The 14,959-nt window shown below is 75.0% G+C and carries 15 protein-coding genes; 10 read left to right on the top strand and 5 right to left on the bottom strand.

The features are described from left to right. Positions 1–81: 81 nt before the first annotated feature. Positions 82–1,017: a LysR family transcriptional regulator gene (locus FHU37_RS08070; protein ID WP_218904335.1), complete on the top strand. Its 936-nt coding sequence runs from the start codon at positions 82–84 to the stop codon at positions 1,015–1,017. Positions 1,018–1,182: 165 nt separating this feature from the next. Next, positions 1,183–1,707, top strand: a complete 525-nt coding sequence (locus tag FHU37_RS08065) for a MarR family winged helix-turn-helix transcriptional regulator (protein WP_179813529.1) — start codon at positions 1,183–1,185, stop codon at positions 1,705–1,707. Between the two features lie 152 nt (positions 1,708–1,859). Here the strand turns inward: FHU37_RS08065 and FHU37_RS08060 are convergent, their stop codons facing one another. Beyond that, positions 1,860–3,005, bottom strand: a complete 1,146-nt coding sequence (locus tag FHU37_RS08060; RefSeq protein ID WP_179813528.1) for an FAD-dependent oxidoreductase — start codon at positions 3,003–3,005, stop codon at positions 1,860–1,862. A 64-nt stretch (positions 3,006–3,069) separates the two neighbouring features. On the opposite strand from FHU37_RS08060, the gene FHU37_RS08055 reads away from it, so the two are divergent. Continuing rightward, positions 3,070–3,720 carry a TetR/AcrR family transcriptional regulator gene (locus FHU37_RS08055; protein ID WP_179813527.1) on the top strand — a complete coding sequence of 217 codons (651 nt, stop codon included), beginning with the start codon at positions 3,070–3,072 and terminating at the stop codon, positions 3,718–3,720. A 218-nt stretch (positions 3,721–3,938) separates the two neighbouring features. On the opposite strand, the gene FHU37_RS08050 is transcribed toward FHU37_RS08055, so the two are convergent. Further along, positions 3,939–4,274 (bottom strand): glyoxalase superfamily protein, encoded by a 336-nt coding sequence (locus FHU37_RS08050; protein ID WP_179813526.1) that lies wholly within the window; start codon positions 4,272–4,274, stop codon positions 3,939–3,941. A 101-nt stretch (positions 4,275–4,375) separates the two neighbouring features. After that, a complete protein-coding gene (locus FHU37_RS08045) occupies positions 4,376–5,476 on the bottom strand; it encodes a winged helix DNA-binding domain-containing protein (RefSeq protein WP_179813525.1) in 1,101 nt (366 codons plus the stop codon). 251 nt (positions 5,477–5,727) lie between these two features. Here FHU37_RS08045 and FHU37_RS08040 point away from each other — a divergent pair, with 251 nt between their 5' ends. Next, a complete protein-coding gene (locus FHU37_RS08040) occupies positions 5,728–7,119 on the top strand; it encodes an SMI1/KNR4 family protein (protein WP_179813524.1) in 1,392 nt (463 codons plus the stop codon). Between the two features lie 117 nt (positions 7,120–7,236). Here FHU37_RS08040 and FHU37_RS08035 read toward each other — a convergent pair whose 3' ends face one another. Further along, positions 7,237–8,712, bottom strand: coding sequence for an MFS transporter (locus FHU37_RS08035; RefSeq protein WP_179813523.1), 1,476 nt, complete (start codon positions 8,710–8,712; stop codon positions 7,237–7,239). Positions 8,713–8,826: 114 nt separating this feature from the next. Here FHU37_RS08035 and FHU37_RS08030 point away from each other — a divergent pair, with 114 nt between their 5' ends. Continuing rightward, positions 8,827–9,456 carry a TetR/AcrR family transcriptional regulator gene (locus FHU37_RS08030; protein WP_312892493.1) on the top strand — a complete coding sequence of 210 codons (630 nt, stop codon included), beginning with the start codon at positions 8,827–8,829 and terminating at the stop codon, positions 9,454–9,456. 64 nt (positions 9,457–9,520) lie between these two features. Here FHU37_RS08030 and cynS read toward each other — a convergent pair whose 3' ends face one another. After that, the gene (gene cynS / locus FHU37_RS08025) at positions 9,521–9,970 is read right to left on the bottom strand and encodes a cyanase (RefSeq protein WP_179813522.1); all 450 of its coding nucleotides are present in this window, start codon (positions 9,968–9,970) and stop codon (positions 9,521–9,523) included. A 300-nt stretch (positions 9,971–10,270) separates the two neighbouring features. Here cynS and FHU37_RS08020 point away from each other — a divergent pair, with 300 nt between their 5' ends. From FHU37_RS08020 to FHU37_RS08000, 5 genes are all read left to right on the top strand, one after another. Continuing rightward, complete coding sequence (locus FHU37_RS08020; protein WP_179813521.1) at positions 10,271–11,116, top strand: formate/nitrite transporter family protein; 846 nt, start codon at positions 10,271–10,273, stop codon at positions 11,114–11,116. 247 nt (positions 11,117–11,363) lie between these two features. Continuing rightward, positions 11,364–12,023: a hypothetical protein gene (locus FHU37_RS08015; protein WP_179813520.1), complete on the top strand. Its 660-nt coding sequence runs from the start codon at positions 11,364–11,366 to the stop codon at positions 12,021–12,023. 172 nt (positions 12,024–12,195) lie between these two features. After that, positions 12,196–12,870, top strand: coding sequence for a hypothetical protein (locus FHU37_RS08010; protein ID WP_179813519.1), 675 nt, complete (start codon positions 12,196–12,198; stop codon positions 12,868–12,870). Positions 12,871–13,132: 262 nt separating this feature from the next. Further along, positions 13,133–14,065, top strand: a complete 933-nt coding sequence (locus FHU37_RS08005; RefSeq protein WP_179813518.1) for an RNA polymerase sigma-70 factor — start codon at positions 13,133–13,135, stop codon at positions 14,063–14,065. Between the two features lie 246 nt (positions 14,066–14,311). Then, positions 14,312–14,947: a choice-of-anchor C family protein gene (locus tag FHU37_RS08000; protein ID WP_179813517.1), complete on the top strand. Its 636-nt coding sequence runs from the start codon at positions 14,312–14,314 to the stop codon at positions 14,945–14,947. Positions 14,948–14,959 lie beyond the last annotated feature (12 nt).

The raw sequence follows: 14,959 nt of genomic DNA, 5'->3' as shown, positions 1-14,959 counted from the left end.
TCCGGTGACGGGCTTCCATTCGAGCGCGGGAACAGCGGCGGAACCACAGGCGGTTGTCGCTCACAGAGATCACCGGTCGTGATGAATCGAGGTCGGGTGGAACTGCGGCAGCTGGAGTACTTCGTGGCGGTGGCCGAGGAAGGGGGGTTCGGCCGGGCGGCCGAGCGTCTGCACATCGTCCAGTCCGCGGTGAGCCAGCAGATCCGCCGCCTGGAACGCGAACTGGGGGTGCGGCTGTTCGACCGGTCCACCCGGCACGTGAGCCTCACCGGGGCGGGGGAGCGGCTGCTGCCCGAGGCGCACGCCGCGCTCGCCGCCACCGACCGGCTCCGCCGGGTCGCCGCCGACGTCGCCTCGGGAGACGACGGCGTGCTGCGCCTGGGCATCGTGCACGCACCCGGCGACCGCGTCTACCGGACCCTCGGCGCACTGACCGCGCAGGCCCCACGGCTGCGGGTCACTCCCCGGCGGCTGCCGGTGACCGAGCGGCTGGCGGCGGTGCGCGCCGGCGTGCTCGACGCCGCCCTGGTACGGGCCCTGACGGCGGCTCCGGGCCTCGACCTGCTGCCGGTGTGGAGCGATCCGCTGTACGTGGCGCTGCCCGCCGACGACCCGCGGGCGCGGCGGCCGGTGCTGCGGCTGCGCGAACTCGCCGACCTGCCGCTGCGGCTCGCGCCCCGCGACCGCAACCCCCCGTTCCACGGCCTGGTCACCGGGGCCCTGCGGGCGGCCGGTGTCGAGCCCGTCCCGGGACCGCCGTTCACCGACCTGCACGGGACGGTCAGCGCGATCGCCGCCCCCGGGGCGCCGTCGTGGACGGTGTTCTACGACGTCAACGGTGTGCCGTCGGTACCCCGGGTGGCCGTGCGCCCGCTGGCGGAGCCGGCGCTCACCACCTCGCTCGCCGTCCCGCGGGGCCCGCGGACCCCGGCCGTGCGGCTACTGCTGCGGGCGCTCGCCACCTTCCCCGACTACCGGGGCGCCTCCCCCGACGACCCCCGGGAGGCGACGGGGTGACAGGTCGGGTTCGCCCGCCCCCTCCGGACGCGGCGGCGCGCTCCCGACCGCGTCAGGGAACCGGCCGCCGCTCCCTGGCCGTCGCCACGGCGCCGGTGCGGGTCTTCACGGCGAGGCCGGCGAACTATTTACTTGAGTCAAGCAATTGGGTGGTAAAGTGGGGACATGTCCACACCGCCCCCGTCCGACGCCGAACCCGCCTCCGCCTCGGCGGACGTGGCCGGGATCGAACGCGCCCTCACCCGCATCGCCTACCTGAACAGCAGGGTCCGCCAGCACGAGCGCCTCATGGCCATGGCCGGCGTCTCCCTCGACCGTGCCGCCGTGGCGCTGCTGCGCCAGGTCGCCGCCTCCGAACCGCTGCGTCCGGGGGAGTTGGCGTCCCGGCTCGCGGTGGAGGCGTCGCACGTCACCCGGCAGGTGCAGCAGCTCCAGAAGGCCGGCTACGTGACCCGCGTCCCGGACGCCGAGGACCGCCGCGCCCAGCGCATCCGGATCACCCCGGCCGGCCGGGACGCCATGGACCGCGTCACCGAGGTCAGCGTCCAGGCGATGCGGCGGGCCCTGGCGCAGTGGTCGCCCCGGGACCTGCGGCAGCTCGCCACCCTGTTGCACCGGCTGGTGGACGACTTCGTCGCCCACGCCGAGTCCGCTCCGGAGGAGGAGGCCGGGCCGCGGCGCCCCTCCTGACCGCCGGAGACGCCTGACGGTCGAGGCGCCCGGCGGCCGGAGACGCCCGGCGGCGCCGGCGCCGAGCGGGCACCCGCGCCGCCGGGGCGCCGCCGCGGCCGGACGACGCCCGCGGGAGGGCGCGGTGTGGAACCGGGCGGGGGCCCGGCCCCTCACACGCCGGGCTGCGGGGCCTGGGAGAGGCGGGTGCTGACCATGCGCAGCCAGCGCGTGTAGGCGCGGCTGGCCAGCGCGCCGGGGGTGAGCCGGGAGAGCAGGGGGTGGTACCTGTTCGCCGGCTCGGTTCCGGCGAGGCGGACGGCCAGTGCCGCCTGGCGGGACCGGGAGCGCTGGTAGTCCGCGAGGGCCCGCGGCACGTCGGGTGCCCGCCGCAGGGCTCGGGCCAGGGCCCAGGCGTCCTCCAGGGTCTGGTTGCCGCCCTGGGCGCCGCCGGTGGGCGGCATGGGGTGCGCGGCGTCGCCGAGCACCACCGCGCGTCCGGTGCTCCAGGTGCGCGGCAGCCGCCGCCGGTAGTGCGGGAAGAAGTCCAGGTCGGCCTCGTCGGCCGCCTCCAGGACCTCGCGCACGGGGGAGGCCCAGTGCCCGAAGCGGCGGCGCAGCGCCGCCAGGGGGGAGTCGGGCAGCGGTTCGGCCGGGGAGTACGGCACGTCGAACCACCACTGGAGCAGTCCGCCGCCGGCGGGCATCAGGCCGCACATGCCCTCGGGGCCGACGACCATCAGCCCGCGGCGCGAGGTGGCGGTGTCGATGCCGATCCGGCTGAGCCCCTGCCAGGTGGCCCAGCTGCTGGCCCGGAGGGGGCTGTCCTCCTGCCACAGGTGCCGGCGGACCACCGAGCGGTACCCGTCGGCGCCGACGAGCAGGTCGCCGTCGAGCGTGGTGCCGTCACGGAACTCCGTGCGGATCCGGTCGCCGTCGGCGGTGACGCCGGTGCACTCCTTTCCGAAGAGGACCGTGCCCTCCGGCAGCCCTTCGGCGAGGCGCCGGATGAGGTCCCGGCGCGGGACCACCAGCTGCGGGTGGCCGTGCACGGCCGCGGCGTGCGTCAGGTCGATCCGGGACAGGGAGCGGCCGTTCCAGGCCCGCTGCTCCAGCAGGTCGATCGGGGCGCCCAGCCCGTCCGTGGACACGCCCAGGTCCTCCAGCACGGCCGTGCCGTTGCTCCACAGCGACAGCGCGGCGCCCGAGGTGCGCAGGGCCGGGGCGCGTTCCAGGACGACGGTCTCGTGGCCGTCCGCCGTCAGCGCCCGGGCCGTGGCGAGTCCGCCGATGCCCGCTCCGATCACCAGGATTCTCATGGTGCCCTCCCCGCTCATGACACTACAACGATAGTACTATCACCCTAGTGGTAAAGTGGCGGCCATGGCACCCCCTCCCAACCTGCGGCGCCGTCGGGCACTGGCCGACGGGGCGATCGAGGTCCTCGCCCGGGACGGCGTCCACGGCCTCAGCCACCGGGCCGTGGACGAGGCCGCCGGGGTGCCCGCGGGGACGGCCTCGAACTACTTCCGCAGCCGCGACGCGCTCCTGCAGGCAGTCACGGAGCGCATCCTGGAACTGCACCGGGCCGACATGGAGGCCTCGACCGCCGTGTTCCCCGGCCCGGTCGACCGCGATGGGCTCGCCGCCCTCCTCGCCGCCTCGCTGGAGCACTGCGCCACCGTCCACCGCTCCCGCTACCTGGCCGCCTGCGCCCTCACCCTGGAGGCCGCCCGTCGCCCCGCCCTCCAGCGGGCCCTGGACGCCATGCAGGCCAGGGCCGTGGATTACGCGCTCGCCCACCACCGGCTCGTCGGCCTGGCCACGACCCGGGAGGACGTCGAGACGCTCACCACCATGTTCAGCGGCGCCCTGTTCACCCTGCTCACCGGCACGGCGGGCCCGGACATCGGCACGGCGGCACGGACCCTGGCCCGCGCCCTGGTCGACGGCATCCGCTCCGCGGTCCCCCTCGCCGCCGTCGGCACGGAACAGCGCCCCGGGGCAGGAGGGCCACGCTCGGCGGCGAGCTGACCGCACGGTGGAGGGAGGTACGCGGAGCGGTCCCTCCATCGGAAGGTGGGCCAGGCAGCCGGACCGGCCGTCAAGGCGCCGGCCGGGGCAGCCGCGACCTCCTCACCGCCCTGACCGAGCCCGGCACCGGCACGGCGCGCCTGGGCAACGTCAGGTTCGGGTGAGGCGGGCGCGTCAGGCGCTGACCGGGCCGGGGAGCGCCGTCGGCGTCCTCCGCCTCAGCGTGTCGGCGTGCCGATGCGCAGACGGTTGCCGTCGGGGTCACGCAGCTCGATCTCCCGCGCGCCCCACGGGGCCTCCTCCGGCCGCACGCCGAACTCGGCGGCGACGCGGTCGACGTCCCGGAGCCGCAGGTACACCAGCGTGTCCGGCCGGGCGTCCCCCTCGTGCTCGGAGAGGAAGAGGCGCGACTGGCCGCGGGCGATCTCCACGAAGGCGGGCAACCCCGGCTCGAATCGGTGTTCCCACCGCTGGGCGAATCCCAGGCGGGCATACCAGGAGACCGACGCCTCGGCGTTCTCGACGCGGAGGATCGGGATGACCTGCTCGTCCATGGAGCCCATCCTCGCAGGGGGGACCGACACGACATGGTGCACGGCACCGGCCTGGGCGCCGGCAGCCCGATCGGCGGGCGGGCGGCGCTCGTGGCGTTCCCTCAGGGCGCGGACGCGACCACCCGTGCGCGGGAGCTGTCGCCGTCGGAGAGGAACGACGCCAGACGCTCCCCCTCCTCGACGACGGCGGCGCGGTCGGTCCCGGAGAGCGGCCGCAGCGGGACGACCACGACCGTGTCCGCCTCGACGCTCCAGGTCGCGGCGACCCGTCCGTCCACCAGGACGACGCGCTCGCCGGCGACCGAGAGGCCACGATGGGCGTCGTCGATGATCCGGCCGCGGTCGTGGTAGCCGAGGATCGCGTTGTCGAACGCCGGCAGGAACCGCGGCGGGGCGGGCGTGTCGGGGTCGGGGCGTGGCGCGTCCGGGAGGTCGAGCAGCTCGCGGCCGCGTTCGTCGCGGAAGGCCACCAGCTCCTCCCGGACCGCGGCCACCGCGGCCGGCAGCCCGGCCAGTCCGCACCAGGCGCGCAGGTCGGCCGAGGCGGCCGGCCCGAAGGCGGCGAGGTAGCGCCGTACCAGCGCCCGGCCGACCGGGTCCGAGCCGTCCGGGGACGGTGGGTCGATCTCCCGGCCGAGCCAGCGGGAGAGCAGGACGTTGCGCACCCCGGCCCTGGCGCGCCACAGGCCGCGCGGCGGCGTCTGGGCCACCGGGAGCAGGGCGGCGACCAGCATCTCGCCCAGCGCCCGCTTCGGCCGGGCCGGCCAGCGCTCGGCGAGCTCGCCCACCAGCTCGCTCATCGTGCGCGGCTCGCCGTCGGCCATCACCGTCCGGCCCGCCGCGGCGAGCTCGTCGAGATCCACCCCCTCCAGCTCGCGGCGGTAGGTGCCCAGCACCCGCTGGCGCAGCATGGTGTCGTGGCGGGCGCGCCAGGCGAGGACGTCGTCGGCGGTGAGGAGGTGGACGGTGCGGCGCATGAGGTGGGTCCGCACCACGCTCCGCCGGGTCAGCAGGTCCGACAGGACCGCCGGGTCGAACGCGCGCAGCCGCGACCACAGCCCGACGAACGGCTCCTGGGGTTCCTGCGCCTGGAGGCCGCACAGGTGCGCGACGGCGTCGAGGGCGGAGAGGTCGGCGCGGTCGAGCAGCAGCTGCCGGGCGAGCGTCGCGCGGCCCAGCGCCCGGTCGTCGAGAACGGTCATCGCGTCACCTCGGTGCGCCCACCGGACATGGTCGGCTCCTCGCCTGTTCGATCGGTCCCGTCCGGGCCCCGTGCCCGGCCCGGCTCGTGGACACGCTCCCAGGAGAAGCGGTCAGGTCCTGGCCGCTTCTCCCGGGCACGGAGGAGGCGGACGGGCGGCGAGCCGGTCCGCCCCGGGCTGTCGGAGCCCGGCGGGAGAATCACTGCGCTGGGTTCGCCCGACGTGGGCCCACCCGACGAACGGAGGCCATCATGTCCCTGATCCATGACTTCTCGACCTGGGAGCCCTTGCTGAGGTTCCTGCGGGACGGCAACGTGGAGGGCCGGGCCGTCCCGGGCAGCCACGTGGCGGGACGGATCGGCCGGGGCGGGTGGAGCCTGCCGGTGCGGCGCCGGCGCCCACAACCCGGACGGGCGCTCCAGGCCGGGGACATGCGCGAGGAGTTCGCCGTGGTGGGGCGGGTGCAGCGCGCGCTCGCGGAGAGCGGCTTCGACGACGTCTCCTTCGGGGCGGAGATATCCCCGAGCGGAGCGACGGTGCTCCACGTGTTCGACCCCAGTCCCGCCGCGGAGCCGGGCATCGGTAGCGCGCATCCGGGTTCGCTCATCCTGGTGGAGGGCGCCGTGCCCGAGCCCTGGCGCCGCCTGCCCGATCCGGTGCCGGGGGCGGTGCCGGCTCCGTCGGCGGACCCCGACCTGCTGGCGCGGACGCTGCGTGAGCGGCTCCCCGACGCCGTCGGCGCCTCGGAGGCGGAGATCGCCGCCGCGGAGGCGCGCCTCGCGGTCGCGTTGCCCGAGGAACTGAAGGCGCTCTACCGCGTGGTGGGGGCGCGGGACGTCGTCTCGGAGGACCCGGCGGCCGACTACGCGGCGATGGACCGCCTCAGCCAGGCCGTCGGCTGTGAGCTGTTCCCCCTGGACGAACTGTACGTCGCCGACGCGTCGTCCCGCCCGGCCCCCTGGCAGTTCGCGGCGATGGAGGCGGTCGTCACCCCGCCCGACGCGGCGGTGCAGGGCGTGGTCGGCTCGCCCGGCTGGATCGTCTTCGCCGACAACGGCGGCGGCGACCGGATCGCGGTCGACCTGACGCCGGGCCCGGGCGGGTACTCGGGGCAGGTCATCATGCTCTCCCACGAGGAGAACATCGGCGCCGAGCTGCTGGCCGACTCCCTCACCGACCTGGTGACGAAGCAGCACCGGGACGAGCAGCAGGTCCGCCGTGGCGACCGGCCGCCGGCCGTGGCCAGGGTCAACGCCGCGAGCCTGACGAGCGTCGAGGAAGCCGCCCACCCCGACCTGGAGGTCCTGTCCATCGGCGTGTGGAACGGCGAGCCCTTCAGCCTCGCGCCGGTCGTCGGGCTGCCCCGTCTGCGGACCCTCACCGCCTACCCCGGCACGCTCGCCGACCCCCTGGAGATCGGCCGGCTGACCGGGCTGGAGTACCTGAGGCTCGGCCCGGAGGAGTGGCGCGTCCTCCTCGACGCCGGAGCCGTCCCGCGCAGCCTCTCGGCCGCCGCCATCGAGGTCCACGGCGACCGGCACCCGCTGCCGATCGTGGCCCTGGCCAACGAACTGCTCGCCCTCTGGGACCGCCCCCCGATCACCCGGACCACCCTCGAAGGCCACCTCGGCCCCGTGGCGTAGCGGGGCGGGGCCGGGGGCGTTCCCCGTACGGGCGCTGGGGCGGGGGCGGGGAACGCCCCCGCCCGCGCCCCCGCCCCGACAGGCAGGGCGGGCGCGCGGGGGAGGAGCAACGGGCGGTCAGCCGGTCGGGGCGGTCCTCGCCCCCGGCACGGCCGCCCGGTCGCCGTCCGGCGCGGCCGCCGGGTCCGGCGCCGGCCGCGCCGGGGAGATCAGCGCGGCGACGGCGGCGGCCGCGAGGGCCGCGACCCCGCCGATCAGCAGGCCGACGCGGAAGCCGTTCTCGGACGGCAGGGAGACCGGCCCCAGCGTGGTGGTCATCTGCGCGAGGACGACACCGATCACGGCCGCCGCCGAGGAGGTGCCCAGCGAACGCATCAGCGTGTTGAAGCTGTTGGCCGAGCCGGTCTCGGAACGCGGCACCGAGCTCATGATCAGCGCGGGCATCGCCCCGTAGGCGAAGCCGACGCCCGTGCTGATCACGATGCCGACGAGCATCAGGCCCCACGGCGAGCCGAGCAGCGGCTGCGCCAGCCCGTATCCCGCCGCGATCACCAACGAGCCGAGCACGAGGGTGAAGCGGGGGCCGCGGGCGTTGGTGAGCCGTCCGCCGACGGGCGAGACCAGCATCATCGTCACGCCGGCCGGTGCCATCCACAGGCCCATGGCCAGCATCGACTGCCCCAGCCCGTAGCCGGTGGCCTCCGGCAGCTGCAGCAGCTGCGGGGAGATCAGTGACTGCGCGTACATGCCGAACCCGACCAGGATCGAGGCGGCGTTGGTGAGCAGGACCCGCGGGGCGGCGGTGGTGCGCAGGTCGACCAGCGGGTCGTCGGTGCGCAGCTCCCACCAGCCCCAGGTGAGCAGCAGCGCCGCCGCCCCCGCGAACAGGCCCAGCGTGGTGCCGCTGGCCCAGCCCCAGTCGGCCCCCTTGGAGACGGCGAGCAGCAGGCAGAGCACACCGCCGCCCAGGCCGAGGGCGCCGACCGCGTCGAAGCGTTGACCGGCGGCGCTCGCCGGGGTGCCCGGCACCAGGAACCAGATCATCAGCGTCACGAGCAGGGCGAGCGCGGCGGCCGCCCAGAACAGCACGCGCCAGCTGGAGTACTGGACCACGGCGGCGGCGATCGGCAGGCCGAGCGCGGCGCCGATCCCGAGCGAGGAGCTGACCAGGGCGATGGCGCCACTGAGTCGCTCCGGTGCGATGACGTCGCGCAGCAGGCTGATGCCGAGCGGGATCACCCCCATGCCGATGCCCTGCAGACCGCGACCGATCAGCATCGGCACGAGCGAGGAGGACAGGGCGCACAGCGCGGAACCGGCCACCAGCGGGACGCAGCAGACCAGCAGCATCCGCCGCTTGCCGTACAGGTCTCCGAGGCGTCCGCCCACCGGTCCGAAGACCGCGCCGGCGAGCAGCGTGATGGTGACGACCCAGCTGGCGTTGGAGGCGTCGGTGTCCAGGATCCGGGGCAGTTCGCCGAGCAGCGGTGTGACGAGGGTCTGCATGATCGACGCGACGATGCCGGTCACGGCGAGGGTCGCGATGACACCGCCCGGACGTGAGGCGCGGTCGGCGAGGGCCGTCGAGGCCATCGAGGACTCTCCTTGGAGGTTCGGCTACGTGGAGCGGGTGCGGAGCACGGGCAGCGCGAGTATTTCCGTCACTCGTCGGAAATCCTACACCTGTCGGAAATGTAGAGTGGAACCGTGACCGAACGCGCCCAGGACCCCCGACCCCTCCGCTCCCGCGCCGCGCTGGAGGCGGCGCTGCGCGAGCTGATCGCGCAGCGCCCGCTGTCCCGGATCTCGGTCTCGGACGTCACCAAGCACGCGGGCGTCAACCGCTCGACCTTCTACGAGCACTACGCGGACGTGGCCGACCTGGCCGCCTCCGCCTGCACGGCCGTCTTCGACGAACTGGTGGCGGCCACGCCGACCGGCGACCGCGACCTCCCACCGGGCGACGGCGCCCCCCCGGGCAGCCGCCTCGCCGACCTCTTCTCCCACGTCGCCGAGCACGCGCCCCTCTACCGGGCCCTGCTCGGAGAGGACGGCAGCGCCCGGGTCCACAACCACCTGCTGCGCCGCTTCACCCGCGCCGTCCACGCCGCCCGCGCCACCGCCCGGGACGAACCGGCGGTCTACGACCCGGCCGCGGCGTTCGTGGCGGGCGCCCTGCTCGGCGTGATCGTCGACTGGCTGGAACACGACCGCCCCGTCACCCCGGGCGAACTCGGCGCGGCGCTGCGGCCCCAGCTCGCCGCCGCCGCGGAGGCGGCCCGAGCGGCGCGGAACGGGGCGCGAACGGCGAGCGGGGCGCGCACGCCGGGGGAGTGACGGCCACGGCCCGGGCGGTGGACACCGCCCGGGCCGTGGCCGCGGTCACGCCGGCGCGACGGCGTCACCACTTGTAGTCGAGGAACTTCCCGTCGAAGGTCACCACGACGCGGTCGCCCTCGGGGTCCGGGCGCCGCGAGATGTCCACCTTGAAGTTGATGGCGCTCATGATGCCGTCGCCGAACTCCTCGTGGATGAGTTCCTTCAGCGCCGGGCCGTAGACCGACAGCGCCTCGAAGAACCGGTAGACCGTCGGGTCGGACTTCAGTGCCGGGTTGATGCCGCGGGCGGGCTGCAGCGTGAGGCTTTCGGCGACGGCCTCGTCCAGGCCGAGGAGCCGGCAGACCGCGTCGGCCTGCTCCGGGGTCATCGGGTGCTGGCCGAGCAGGGCGGCGGTCGTCCACACGAGCGGGGCGCCGATCTCGTCGGCGATGGCGGCCCAGGTCAGGCCCTTGCGCATGCGGGCGGCGACCACCAGCTCCGCGGCGGCCGACTTGCTCATGATCGGGGTCATGGCGAACTCCTCGGTAGTGCGTGCCGCCCCAGGCTGACCCGCGAACGCCGCGGCGCACCATCCATGATCGGTTCCCGACACGAACTGTTTACACGCCGTCAACACGGCCGGCCGTGACGGTCGCCCGGCGACACCTCGACGACACGCAGCGTCAGCTGCCGTGGCCGGAAAAGCCCACGTGGTGCGCCCGGGGCACTGTGAGGTCCGTGTGACTCGATGCTTTCCGCCGCGTTACGGAGCGGAAACGTCCGCCGCCCATGCTCGACCGGACGTCCCCAGCGCGCCACCGAGAGAGCAAGCATGTCCTATCTGAGTCCACCCGAGTTCGTCACGAAGATGATCGACGCCGGCGAGGCGAAGGTCTTCATGTCCAACCGCGACACCCTGATCCGGGCGTTCATGGCCGGCGCCATCCTGGCGCTGTCCGCCGCGTTCGCCGTCACGATCACCGTGGAGACCGGGCAGCCGCTCGTCGGGGCCCTGCTCTTCCCGGTCGGGTTCTGCATGCTCTACCTGCTCGGCTTCGACCTGCTGACCGGCGTCTTCACCCTGACCCCGCTGGCCCTGCTGGACCGGCGGACCGGGGTGACCCCGCGCTCCATCCTGCGCAACTGGGGCCTGGTCTTCGTCGGCAACCTCGCCGGGGCGGTCCTCGTCGCGCTGATGATGGCGGTGATCCTCACCTACGGGTTCTCCATGGAGCCGAACGAGGTCGGCCAGCGCCTCGGCACGATCGGCGAGGGCCGCACCGTCGGGTACGCGGACCACGGCGCGGCCGGCATGCTGACCCTCTTCATCCGGGGCGTCCTGTGCAACTGGATGGTCTCCACCGGGGTCGTCGCCGCCCTGATGTCGACGTCCGTGTCCGGCAAGGTGATCGCGATGTGGATGCCGATCCTGCTCTTCTTCTACATGGGCTTCGAGCACTCGGTGGTGAACATGTTCCTGTTCCCCTCCGGCCTGATGCTCGGCGGGAACTTCTCGCTCATGGACTACCTGGTGTGGAACGAGATACCCACGGTCGTCGGCAACCTCGTGGGCGGCCTGACGTTCGTGGGGCTGACCCTCTACGCGACCCACGCCAGGACCGGGGCCGGCCGGGCGCGCCCGGCCACCACCCGGCCCGCCGAGGCCCCGGCCGAGTGACCCGCCGCGCCGCCGGCCGTCCACGAGCGGCCGGCGGCGGGCGCCGGCGGGAGCCGGCGCACCCGAATCGCCTCGTTCCGTGGGTCGTCGTGGCCGGCGCAGACGGCCGGACGGAACGTCATCCAAGGCGACGGGGCGTCTCCTCGGCGTTACCCCCTCGGCAGCGGCCGCGCGCCCGGCACGTCCGGCCCGGCACCGGACCGTCGGAGCGCGGATGCGCGGGCGTGGCCCGGGAATGGGTTGGGGCATGAGTCTGTACGCCGACACGCCGCTGCGCCGCACCCGTCAGCTCCTCGCTGACCTCACCCTGCTCGCCTGGATCGCCCTGTGGCTGTGGCTGGCGGCCCGTGTCCACGACACGGTGGTCGCGCTGGCCGCGCCCGCGCGCGAGGTGGAGCGGGCCGGAGCGGACTTCCGCACCGGCATGGAGGGGGCCGGGCGGAGCGCGGAGGGCGTGCCACTGGTCGGCGACGAGCTGCGGGAGGCGCTGCTCGACGTCGGAGGGGCCGGGGACCGACTGGCCGCGGCGGGGCAGTCGGGCCAGGAGGCCGTCGAGCGTCTGGCGCTGCTGCTCGGCGTGGCCGTCGCCGTCTTCCCCGCGCTGCTGGCCCTGGCCCTCTGGCTGCCCCCGCGGCTGCGCTGGCTGCGGCAGGCCCGCGCCACCCGGCGACTCGGGCAGGCCGACGGCGCCGCGATCGAGGAACTGCTGGCGCTGCGGGCGCTGCTCCGCCCGCTGCCGGAGGTCACCGCGACGCTGCGCTCGCTCCCGGCGGGGGAGGACCCGGTGGCCGCGTGGCGGCGCGGCGATCCCGGGGTGGTCCGAGCCCTGGCGACGTCCGAGTACCGCCGCCTCGGGTTGCGGGAACGGCGCTCCGGCCGTGGATCGTCGACGACCGGTATTCGTTGATGAACCGTCACGAGTGCAACGGCGACGCGACGGGAGTGTCACCCGCCCTCGACAGCCGGGCCGGGCCGGTTCCGCCGGGGCGGTCGGGCACCGCAGAGTGGGAGGCACGGAGGCGGCCCCCGACGGGTCGGCCACCGCGAGTGTTCACTGTTCTTCAGTAGGAGTGCTTTCGATGCGTGCTGCCCGTTCCCCGCGTGTCCGTCTGTTCGCCGGTGCCGGTGCGGTGGTCGCGGCCATGTTGGCCCTGACCGCCTGCGGATCCTCCGAGGAGCCCGCCGACGCCGCGCAGCCGGCGCCGTCTGCTTCGGCCTCCGCCGACGCCTCCGCGCCCCAGTCGCCGGCCGCGACGGACGACCAGGAAGGTGCCGCCGAGAGCGACCAGACCGACGGGGACGCCTCCGCGGCCGAGGACGGCGCCACCTCCGGCACGGGCGGCAGCGGCGGCGGTGCGGCCGACGCCGGTGACACGGACGATGCTCCGGCCGCCGGGAACGACGCCCCCGCCGCCGAGGGTGGCGCGGCCCCCGACACCGCCGAGGACACCGCCGAGGACACCACCGTGACCCCCGACGGGGGCGGCGTCGACGGCCTGTTCACCGGCACCCTGTCCTACCTGGCCCCCGGCGAGCTGATCATCAGCACCTCGGACGGCACCGACCAGGCCTTCTACCTGGCCGTGGACACGCAGGTGTGGGGCGCCGGCCGGATCTGCGGCGACGGCGAGGCGCAGGCCGCGACCGCCTGCACCGTCGAGGAACTGGAGGCCGCCGTGCAGTCCGACGCGGGCATCGCCGCCGAGGTCGAGATGAGCGACGGCATCGCCGTGCGGGTGTCGGAGCAGCGCTGAGCGACCGGACGTGACGCGGCGGCGCGTTCCCGCGCGGGGGGAATCCCACGGGGCCGCGTCGCGGCGGGTGCCGGGAGGGGGGCACCCGCCGCGAGGTGGAGCCGTGGGACGCCCCCCGCGGGGACGGGGGCCGCGGTCGCGGGCCGCCGCCCGGACCGTGTGACGCCGATGTGACGCAGGCCACTGCTCGCGGGTGTCACAGGGCGGCTGGGACCGGCGTCTTGTGCGTGACACGGTCGGGAGCGAACAGTCGGAGCCAGCCATGAGCGAGCGCAGGGAACGGACCGCGGACAGCGCCGAGCCGTCGGCCCGCGTCGGCGGCGGCCGCATGGACCCCGCCACCGAGACGTTCGTGGCCCACCGCAACCTGCTGTTCACCGTCGCCTACGAGATGCTCGGCTCGGCCGCCGACGCGGAGGACGTCCTGCAGGAGACCTGGCTGCGCTGGGTGGGGGTCGACCTCGGTGCGGTGCGGGACCGGCGCGCCTACCTGGTCCGGATGACCACCCGTCAGGCGCTGAGCCGGCTGCGCGCGCTCCGCCGCAGCAAGGAGTCCTACGTCGGCCCCTGGTTGCCCGAGCCGCTGCTGACCGCGCCCGACGTGGCCGACGACGTCGAGCTGGCCGACAGCGTCTCGATGGCGATGCTGCTGGTGCTGGAGACCCTCCGACCGACCGAGCGGGCGGTGTTCGTGCTGCGCGACGTGTTCGGTCTGGAGTACGACGAGATCGCCGAGGCCGTCGACAAGAGCCCGGCCACGGTCCGCCAGATCGCCCACCGGGCACGGGCCCACGTCGCCGCGCGCCGGCCGCGCGGCGGCGCCTCACCCGCCGAGACCCGCACCGCGCTGGAGGCGTTCCACCGGGCGGTCGACACCGGGGACCTGCAACGCCTGCTCGACGTCCTGGCACCGGACGTCGTCCTGTTGACCGACGGTGGGGGAATCGTGCGGGCCGCGCTGGCGCCCGTCGTGGGGGCCGACCTGGTGGCCAAGGTGCTGGGCAGGATCGGCCCCGCGGCGTCGCTGCACCCGGCCCAGGTGAACGGCCACCCGGCGCTGGTTCTCCGGCAGGACGGCGCGATCGACACCGTCCTGGCGCTGCGCATCGACGACCACCTCGTCACCGGGCTCTACGCCGTGCGCAATCCCGAGAAGCTCTCGCACATGGAGCGGGAGACCGCCATTCGCCGCTAGGCGGCGCCCCCGGTCGGGAGGCCGGCCGCGGCCGTCCCCGGCCGCTCTGTTCGACCCCCGTGCGAAAGCCGTCATCCGGGAGCCAAACGGGGCGGGTGGGGCGGTCGGTGGGCGTGCGCGCCGGTGCACGCGCGGAGGCCGCGCTGCGGGGCGCCGGCACCTCGGCATGGACTCCGCCCGACGGCCCCGGGACAGTGGGTGAACCGTTCGTCACACGGGGCGAGAGCCCATGCACTGGGAGGCAACATGGTGGCCAGGCGCATCACCACGCTCTTCATCGCGGCGGGCCTGCTCGTCTCCGCGGCCGGCGCCGCACTGGCCGCGCCCGCGCGCGGTGCCGGCACGAGCGGGGTTCCCGCGCAGACCAGGGCCTTCAGCAGGTTCGACGACGGCAGCTTCGAGTACCCCCTGGCACCGGTGAACTCGTTCACGACATACAGCACCGGGCAGCTGATGGGCCCCTGGACGGTCACCAGCGGCGCCGTGGACCTGATCGGCGAGGGGTTCTGGCAGGCCGCCGAGGGCGACCAGTCCGTCGACCTCAACGCCACCGTGCCGGGCGCGGTGGCGCAGACCTTCACCACGACACCCGGGGCCACGTACACGGTGACCTACGCGCTCGCCGCGAACGCGGCCGGCGGTCCCACGCTGAAGACCGGGCGGGTCCTCGTGGACGGCCAGGTCTTCCAGGACTTCTCCTTCGACATCACCGGCAAGACGTACACCGACATGGGGTACGTGAACCGGCAGTTCACCTTCGTGGCCACCAGCGGCACCACGACCCTGACCTTCGCCAGCACCACCGCCGGCAGCGCCTACGGACCGGTGATCGACGACGTGCGGGTGACCTCCTGCTCGTCCTCCTGCTCGTGTTCGTGCTGACGGATCCCCCGC

Source organism: Allostreptomyces psammosilenae (assembly GCF_013407765.1).
Taxonomy (GTDB): domain Bacteria; phylum Actinomycetota; class Actinomycetes; order Streptomycetales; family Streptomycetaceae; genus Allostreptomyces; species Allostreptomyces psammosilenae.
Note: the sequence above shows the minus strand (reverse complement) of the source record. Positions and strands in the feature narration are given on the sequence as shown.

Coding starts and splice junctions, on each gene's coding strand:
- FHU37_RS08005 (WP_179813518.1), top strand. CDS start 13,133: ATGAGCGAGCGCAGGGAACGGACCGCGGACAGCGCCGAGCCGTCGGCC.
- FHU37_RS08050 (WP_179813526.1), bottom strand. CDS start 4,274: ATGGACGAGCAGGTCATCCCGATCCTCCGCGTCGAGAACGCCGAGGCG.
- cynS (WP_179813522.1), bottom strand. CDS start 9,970: ATGACCCCGATCATGAGCAAGTCGGCCGCCGCGGAGCTGGTGGTCGCC.
- FHU37_RS08070 (WP_218904335.1), top strand. CDS start 82: ATGAATCGAGGTCGGGTGGAACTGCGGCAGCTGGAGTACTTCGTGGCG.
- FHU37_RS08010 (WP_179813519.1), top strand. CDS start 12,196: ATGCGTGCTGCCCGTTCCCCGCGTGTCCGTCTGTTCGCCGGTGCCGGT.
- FHU37_RS08045 (WP_179813525.1), bottom strand. CDS start 5,476: ATGACCGTTCTCGACGACCGGGCGCTGGGCCGCGCGACGCTCGCCCGG.
- FHU37_RS08015 (WP_179813520.1), top strand. CDS start 11,364: ATGAGTCTGTACGCCGACACGCCGCTGCGCCGCACCCGTCAGCTCCTC.
- FHU37_RS08060 (WP_179813528.1), bottom strand. CDS start 3,005: ATGAGAATCCTGGTGATCGGAGCGGGCATCGGCGGACTCGCCACGGCC.
- FHU37_RS08035 (WP_179813523.1), bottom strand. CDS start 8,712: ATGGCCTCGACGGCCCTCGCCGACCGCGCCTCACGTCCGGGCGGTGTC.
- FHU37_RS08065 (WP_179813529.1), top strand. CDS start 1,183: ATGTCCACACCGCCCCCGTCCGACGCCGAACCCGCCTCCGCCTCGGCG.
- FHU37_RS08040 (WP_179813524.1), top strand. CDS start 5,728: ATGTCCCTGATCCATGACTTCTCGACCTGGGAGCCCTTGCTGAGGTTC.
- FHU37_RS08020 (WP_179813521.1), top strand. CDS start 10,271: ATGTCCTATCTGAGTCCACCCGAGTTCGTCACGAAGATGATCGACGCC.
- FHU37_RS08000 (WP_179813517.1), top strand. CDS start 14,312: ATGGTGGCCAGGCGCATCACCACGCTCTTCATCGCGGCGGGCCTGCTC.
- FHU37_RS08055 (WP_179813527.1), top strand. CDS start 3,070: ATGGCACCCCCTCCCAACCTGCGGCGCCGTCGGGCACTGGCCGACGGG.